We start from the raw sequence: 6,712 nt of genomic DNA, 5'->3' as shown, positions 1-6,712 counted from the left end.
TAGTAAGAAGAGACTAGATATGCGTCATACGCGATGAATGTCATGAAAATGCCCGCACGCAGGTGTCGCACGTATTGTGTTGCGCGTTGGGTGATATATCCCGACCTCTGGTGCACAGGCGCTTAAGGAAATAAGGGTAGACGGGTGGCGAATCTGTGATTCGCATGACATGATTCGGAAAACCATTGATTCGCCCTCATGTTTTGGGCGGTTCGCAGGAAACGATTTCGACTGAGGAGTGCCGGATGGCCGCTAAGGACAACGACAATCAAAAGACAGACGTCGCAGAAGCAGATGTTGGTCTCGACATGAGCCAAGCAGCGGTCAAAAAGATGATCGCGGATGCCCGTGAAAAGGGCTACATCACCTACGACCAGCTGAACAAAGTTTTGCCGCCGGATCAGGTGAGCTCTGAACAGATCGAAGATGTGATGTCGATGTTGTCCGAAATGGGCATCAACATTATCGAAGACGAGGAAGAAGAAGAAGCCGCATCTGCGGGTGAGTTGGTCAAAGCTGAAACCAACCGCGATGTGACGCTCGCCTCTTCCGAAACAGAAAAACTTGATCGCACCGATGACCCTGTGCGGATGTACCTGCGCGAGATGGGCTCGGTTGAGCTGTTGTCGCGTGAGGGCGAAATCGCGATTGCCAAACGTATCGAAGCGGGTCGCAACACGATGATCGCGGGTCTGTGCGAAAGCCCGTTGACCTTCCAAGCGATCACGATCTGGCACGACGAGCTTTTGACCGAAGACATTCTTTTGCGCGACGTGATCGATCTTGAGGCCACCTTTGGCACAGGCATTGATGGCGAAGAAGTGGAAAGCGTTGTCAGCGGTTTGGGCAGCACGACAGGTGTAACGGCCAAGCCGACACCTCCGCCTGCGCCGAAAGTGCCAAAGCAAGAACTCGACGCCGATGGCAACCCGATTGCCAATGACGACGACGATGATGATGAAGACGAACAGGCCAACATGTCCTTGGCCGCGATGGAAGCTGCGTTGAAACCGCAGGTTCTGGAGGTTCTCGAAAACATCTCAAACGACTTTGCGCGCCTGTCTGAAATGCAAGATTTGCGGATGTCCGCGACCTTGAACGAAGACGGGTCTTTCTCGGCCGACGAAGAGGCGGAATACCAAGCGTTGCGCTCTGAAATCGTGACGTTGGTGAATTCGCTTCACCTGCACAACAACCGTATCGAAGCGCTGATCGACCAGCTTTACGGCATCAACCGCCGCATCATGTCCATCGATTCCAGCATGGTGAAACTCGCTGACCAATCACGGATCAACCGCAAAGAGTTTGTGGATGCTTACCGTGGTCGCGAACTTGACCCAACATGGTTGGAGCAAATGGGCGAAAAATCTGGCCGTGGTTGGCAGATGTTGATCGAACGTTTCTCACCGAAAATCGAAGAGCTGCGCGGCGAAATGGCCACCGTTGGTCAATATGTTGGCGTGGATATTCCTGAATTCCGCCGCATCGTTCAACAAGTGCAAAAGGGTGAAAAAGAAGCTCGCGCTGCGAAAAAAGAAATGGTCGAGGCCAACCTGCGTCTCGTGATTTCTATTGCGAAGAAATACACCAACCGTGGTCTTCAATTCCTCGATCTTATCCAAGAGGGTAACATCGGTCTGATGAAGGCGGTTGATAAGTTTGAATACCGTCGCGGGTACAAATTCTCGACCTACGCCACATGGTGGATCCGTCAGGCTATTACGCGCTCTATCGCCGACCAAGCGCGCACCATCCGTATTCCTGTGCACATGATCGAGACGATCAACAAACTTGTGCGCACGGGCCGTCAGATGCTGCACGAAATTGGTCGCGAACCGACACCAGAAGAATTGGCAGCCAAGCTGCAAATGCCTTTGGAAAAAGTGCGCAAAGTGATGAAAATCGCCAAAGAGCCTATCTCTTTGGAAACCCCGATTGGCGACGAAGAAGATTCACAACTCGGCGATTTCATCGAGGACAAGAATGCGATCCTACCTTTGGATTCCGCCATTCAGGAAAACCTCAAAGAGACGACAACGCGGGTTCTGGCCTCTCTCACACCACGCGAAGAACGCGTGTTGCGCATGCGCTTCGGCATCGGCATGAATACAGACCACACTTTGGAAGAAGTGGGCCAACAGTTCTCGGTGACACGCGAACGTATTCGTCAGATCGAGGCGAAAGCATTGCGCAAACTGAAGCACCCATCACGTTCGCGTAAATTGCGTTCGTTCTTGGATCAGTAAGCAGACGTCTGTTTAATGTTTGGTTTGAAATTTGAAGTGGCGGTCTTGATCTTGGTCTTGGCCGCCTCTTTTTTGTCTTTTGGTCAGTTCTATTGGGACAAGCTCTGCGCCAAGCGCGGGTGGCGGCGGATTCCTGAGCGGACGCTTTTGCTGGTGGCGCTGTTTGGCGGTGTCTTTGGGGCTAAACTTGGCCAACGGGCGTTTCGGCATAAGACCTACAAACAGCCGTTTCGCACACAGTTGAACCTGATTTTGGTCGTGGTTGTGATTGCCATGCCCGTGTTGTTGATAGCGCCGTTGCGTGAAATGATTGTCACTGCGCTGCGATAGCGGCGCCTGCGGCTTGCGCTTTTGTCGCCTGCGCGGCACAGTTGGATCAACACAAACGGCGAGGCGGATCACATGTCACTTCTTTCAAAACTCTTCGGTGGAAAGGCCAAGGTCAAGGACGTTGAGCCTGAGCTTTACAAAGACTTTCTGATTTTCCCAGAACCTGTGTCAGAAGGGGGCGCGTACCGGATTGCCGCGCGGATCGAGAAAGAGATCGATGGCGAGGTCAAAGTGCATCACATGAAGCGCGCCGATACAGGGACGGATCTGGACGATGTCACTCAAGGTACGCTGACCAAGGCCAAGATTTTCATTGATCAAATGGGCGATCGTATTTTTGAGTAAGCGTCAGACGACGTGGTGTTTAAGGCGTATGAAAAAGGCTCTCTGAGGAGAGCCTTTTCCTGTGTTCGGGGGCATATGCCTTAGCCCATGAGCGCTTTGAGCGTCTCTGCGTAGGGCGTGGTTGGACGGCCGATCACTTTGGACAGGGTTTGGCTGTCGTCCTGCAACACGCCAGTGGCCAGTTTGGAATCGACGTCCACCATGAAGGAAATAAACCCGTCAGGCACGCCTGCGCCTTTCAATGCGCCTTCGAAGGCATCCACGGGCATATCAACGTAAGACACGGGTTTGCCAGACAGATCGGTCAAGGTTTGTGCAAAGCCGTTCAGGTCGAATGACGCATCGCCTGCCAATTCCAGAACCTCACCATCATACCCGCCTTTGAGAACAATCGCGGCTGCTTCGGCAAAATCTTGGCGCGATGCTGTGGAGTATCTGCCATCGCCTGCTGCGCCAAAGTGCTGACCCATTCCAAGCGCTTGCGGGATGCCCATCGCAAGGTTTTCCGTGTACCAGCCATTGCGCAAAGAGGTGTGCGGCAGGCCGCTGTCTTGCAAGGCGATCTCGGCGGCTTTGTGAACTTCTGCCAGACCAAGCGTGTTTTCCTGCGCGTTCAGGATTGATGTGTATGCGATAAAGCCCACACCTGCTTTTTTCGCGGCGTTGATGGCATTGGCGTGGTGCGATTTGCGTGTGTCATTGTCAAACGACGAAGAGGCGATCAGCAACAAGCGATCTACGCCTTCAAATGCGGCCTCTAGGCTGGCGGGGTCTTCGTAATCGCCGTTGCGTGTGGCGATGCCCTTGTCGGCAAACAGCGCGGCTTGTTCAGCTGTGCGCACCAAGGCGATGATGTCGTCTTTGGCGACAAGCGTGGCCAGGTGATCGACTGTTTTTTGACCAAGTTGGCCAGAGGCGCCCGTTACGAGATATTTTGTCATGGTCTTTTCCTTTGGACTAAATTCGGGTATAGGTCTCATATAGAGACTTCCTTTTGTTCGGAAAAGGAGGCATGATTTTGTACCCAAGGAACACTGAGGTAACCGCCATGCGCGATGCAAGCCAAACCAAGCGAGACGAATGGGAAGCCATGGGCTTTAGCCCGCAGAACTGTCCAGTGCGGTCGGTGATGGACCATATCGGGGCGAAATGGACCGTGCTGATCTTGATTGAGCTGCAAAGCGGGGCGATGCGGTTCAATGCTTTGGGGCGGGCTTTGCCGGATATTTCCAAGCGGATGCTGACGCAAACCCTGCGCGACCTTGAGCGCGATGGCATGGTCAAACGCGAGGTGTTCGACACCAAGCCGCCCAGCGTGGCCTATAGCCTGACCGAGATGGGTAGTTCTTTGATGACGCCTTTGTTGGGGCTTGTAGAATGGGCGGAGGCGCGTTTGCCGGATATCACCACAGCGCGCACGGCCTATGACGCTTCAGCGGAGGCCTAGGCCTGCGCGGCTGACCTTGCGCTGGGGCCGCATGATCCGTTTGCAGACCACTTTGTAGACCACATGGACAGATGACATGAGCCACACAAGATTTGAAATTTCGACGCGCGGGGCGGGGCTGTATGAGTTCACGCACCAAGTCGCTGCATGGGTGGCGCAACAGCGCACCGAGGAAGCCGTGCTGAGCCTTTTGGTGCAGCACACATCGGCGAGTTTGCTGATCCAAGAAAATGCCGATCCCGAAGTCCAAGATGATTTGCAGGCCTATTTTCACCGCTTGGTGCCGCCAACCACAGACCCAAGCATGGCCTATTTGACCCACACCTACGAGGGGCCAGACGACATGCCGGCGCATATCAAATGCGCGATGTTGCCCACAACGCTGAGCATTCCGGTGCTTTCAGGGCGCATGGCTTTGGGGACGTGGCAGGGGATCTATCTGTTCGAACACCGCGCGCGCCCGCATCAAAGACAGGTCGTGGCGATGCTGCGCTAGCGCGCTTGCAATAGAAACGAGAGAAAGAAAATTGTGCTATTTGTCATCATGTTGCGGTGCAAAATCTTTTCTACCCAAATTGTACCAGCTGGCCTATAGTACCTGTGGATAAGTGGGGCACAGACCCTAGTCGCAAGGCAGCCACAAGGCAGCAATATAGAAAAAGGGGACGTCCATGCGTTGTCCATTTTGCGGAAACGTAGATACTCAAGTGAAAGACAGCCGTCCTGCAGAGGACCACGTTGCGATCCGCCGCCGCCGTTTTTGTTCGGCCTGCGGAGGGCGCTTTACCACCTATGAACGGGTGCAGCTGCGCGATTTGGTGGTGATTAAAACCAACGGGCGCCGCGAAGATTTTGACCGCGATAAACTGGAACGCTCCATTCGTATCGCCACGCAAAAGCGCCCCATTGAACCAGAGCGTCTGGATCAAATGATTTCGGGCATCGTGCGCCGTTTGGAAAGCATGGGTGAAACCGATATTCCGTCGAAAAGCATTGGCGAGATTGTCATGGAAAGCTTGGCGCGGATCGACACCGTTGCCTATGTGCGCTTTGCATCTGTGTATAAAAACTTCCAAGCCGCAGATGATTTTGACAAATTTGTCAGCGAGTTGCGTCCGAATACTGAACCAGACGAGTAACACCGCATGTCTGACATTGCGCATATGCAGCACGCCCTGTCTTTGGGCGCGCGGGGGCTTGGCCGGACGTGGCCGAACCCTGCGGTGGGTTGCGTCATTGTCCGTGCTGACCGTGTGGTCGGGCGCGGGTGGACCCAAGACGGCGGGCGCCCCCATGCGGAAACAATGGCCTTGGCGCAAGCGGGCGATGCAGCGCGCGGCGCGACGGCTTATGTGACCTTGGAACCCTGTTCGCACACCGGCAAAACTCCGCCCTGCGCCCAAGCCTTGATTGACGCGCAGGTGGCGCGTGTTGTCGTGGCTTTGGGTGATCCTGATACGCGGGTTGATGGGCGCGGGCTGGACATGTTGCGCGCCGCAGGCATCGCGGTGGAGTTTGGTGTTTGCACAGAACAGGCGCAGGCCGCACAGATCGGATTTTTGACACGCGTCACCCAAGGGCGACCGATGGTGACGCTTAAACTTGCCACGTCATGGGACGGGCGCATTGCAACCTCGACGGGCGAAAGCCAGTGGATCACTGGTCCAAAAGCGCGGCGGCGTGTGCATGCGATGCGTGCCTCGCATGATGCGGTTTTGGTCGGTGCAGGCACGGCGCGCGCGGATGATCCCAGTCTGACCGTACGGGGCTTGGGCATCGAACGCCAACCCGTGCGCGTGGTGATGTCGCGCCAACTTGATCTGCCTTTGACCGGACATCTGGCGCGCACTGCGACTGAAATCCCTGTGTGGCTTGTGCACGGGCCTTCCGTGGATGCGCAGCTGAAACGCGCTTGGAGTGACCTTGGTGCCACCTTGTTTGAAGCGCCTGTGATCGCAGGGCAATTGGACCCGGCGGCGGCGCTACAGGCTTTAGGGGCTGCGGGGCTGACCCGTGTGTTCTGTGAAGGCGGCGGCGCTTTGGCGGCCAGTCTTTTGCGCGCTGATCTTGCCGATCATGTGGCCTTGTTTACAGCGGGGCTTGGCATCGGCGCGGACGGTCTGTCAGGTCTTGGCGACATGGGATTACAACACTTGGCGCAGGCGCAGCGGTTCCGTGTGGCGCGCAGCGAAATATTGGGCCCTGATGCTTTGACAACATGGGTCCGCGCGTAAGCTAGCCGTCCAACCCCAGAAATTTTGCACGAAACTGACGGACTTTCGCCAAAGCGGCCAAGGCCATTTTGCTGCGCCCACTGGGGGCTTGTTGCAGCAGGGTGATGGCC

Annotated in this window: 8 protein-coding genes; 7 read left to right on the top strand and 1 reads right to left on the bottom strand. The window is 55.5% G+C overall.

Annotated features, from left to right (window positions below):
- Positions 1-245: 245 nt before the first annotated feature.
- The 3 genes from rpoD (at position 246) to ABF287_RS04925 (ending at position 2,921) form a co-directional block, all read left to right on the top strand.
- Positions 246-2,246 (top strand): RNA polymerase sigma factor RpoD, encoded by a 2,001-nt coding sequence (gene rpoD / locus ABF287_RS04935; RefSeq protein ID WP_347183902.1) that lies wholly within the window; start codon positions 246-248, stop codon positions 2,244-2,246.
- 15 nt (positions 2,247-2,261) lie between these two features.
- Complete coding sequence (locus ABF287_RS04930; protein ID WP_347183901.1) at positions 2,262-2,576, top strand: DUF1294 domain-containing protein; 315 nt, start codon at positions 2,262-2,264, stop codon at positions 2,574-2,576.
- A gap of 72 nt (positions 2,577-2,648) precedes the next feature.
- Complete coding sequence (locus ABF287_RS04925; RefSeq protein WP_347183900.1) at positions 2,649-2,921, top strand: HlyU family transcriptional regulator; 273 nt, start codon at positions 2,649-2,651, stop codon at positions 2,919-2,921.
- 80 nt (positions 2,922-3,001) lie between these two features.
- Here the strand turns inward: ABF287_RS04925 and ABF287_RS04920 are convergent, their stop codons facing one another.
- Complete coding sequence (locus ABF287_RS04920) at positions 3,002-3,862, bottom strand: NAD(P)H-binding protein (RefSeq protein ID WP_347183899.1); 861 nt, start codon at positions 3,860-3,862, stop codon at positions 3,002-3,004.
- A 107-nt stretch (positions 3,863-3,969) separates the two neighbouring features.
- Between ABF287_RS04920 and ABF287_RS04915 the strand changes: the two genes are divergently transcribed.
- From ABF287_RS04915 to ribD, 4 genes are all read left to right on the top strand, one after another.
- Positions 3,970-4,368, top strand: a complete 399-nt coding sequence (locus ABF287_RS04915; protein WP_347183898.1) for a helix-turn-helix domain-containing protein — start codon at positions 3,970-3,972, stop codon at positions 4,366-4,368.
- A 76-nt stretch (positions 4,369-4,444) separates the two neighbouring features.
- Positions 4,445-4,864, top strand: coding sequence for a secondary thiamine-phosphate synthase enzyme YjbQ (locus tag ABF287_RS04910; protein WP_347183897.1), 420 nt, complete (start codon positions 4,445-4,447; stop codon positions 4,862-4,864).
- 175 nt (positions 4,865-5,039) lie between these two features.
- Positions 5,040-5,507 carry a transcriptional regulator NrdR gene (gene nrdR, locus ABF287_RS04905; protein ID WP_347183896.1) on the top strand — a complete coding sequence of 156 codons (468 nt, stop codon included), beginning with the start codon at positions 5,040-5,042 and terminating at the stop codon, positions 5,505-5,507.
- A gap of 6 nt (positions 5,508-5,513) precedes the next feature.
- Positions 5,514-6,602: a bifunctional diaminohydroxyphosphoribosylaminopyrimidine deaminase/5-amino-6-(5-phosphoribosylamino)uracil reductase RibD gene (ribD, locus tag ABF287_RS04900; RefSeq protein ID WP_347183895.1), complete on the top strand. Its 1,089-nt coding sequence runs from the start codon at positions 5,514-5,516 to the stop codon at positions 6,600-6,602.
- Positions 6,603-6,712 lie beyond the last annotated feature (110 nt).

This window comes from Pacificibacter sp. (genome assembly GCF_039769035.1).
Classification (GTDB): domain Bacteria; phylum Pseudomonadota; class Alphaproteobacteria; order Rhodobacterales; family Rhodobacteraceae; genus Celeribacter.
Note: the sequence above shows the minus strand (reverse complement) of the source record. Positions and strands in the feature narration are given on the sequence as shown.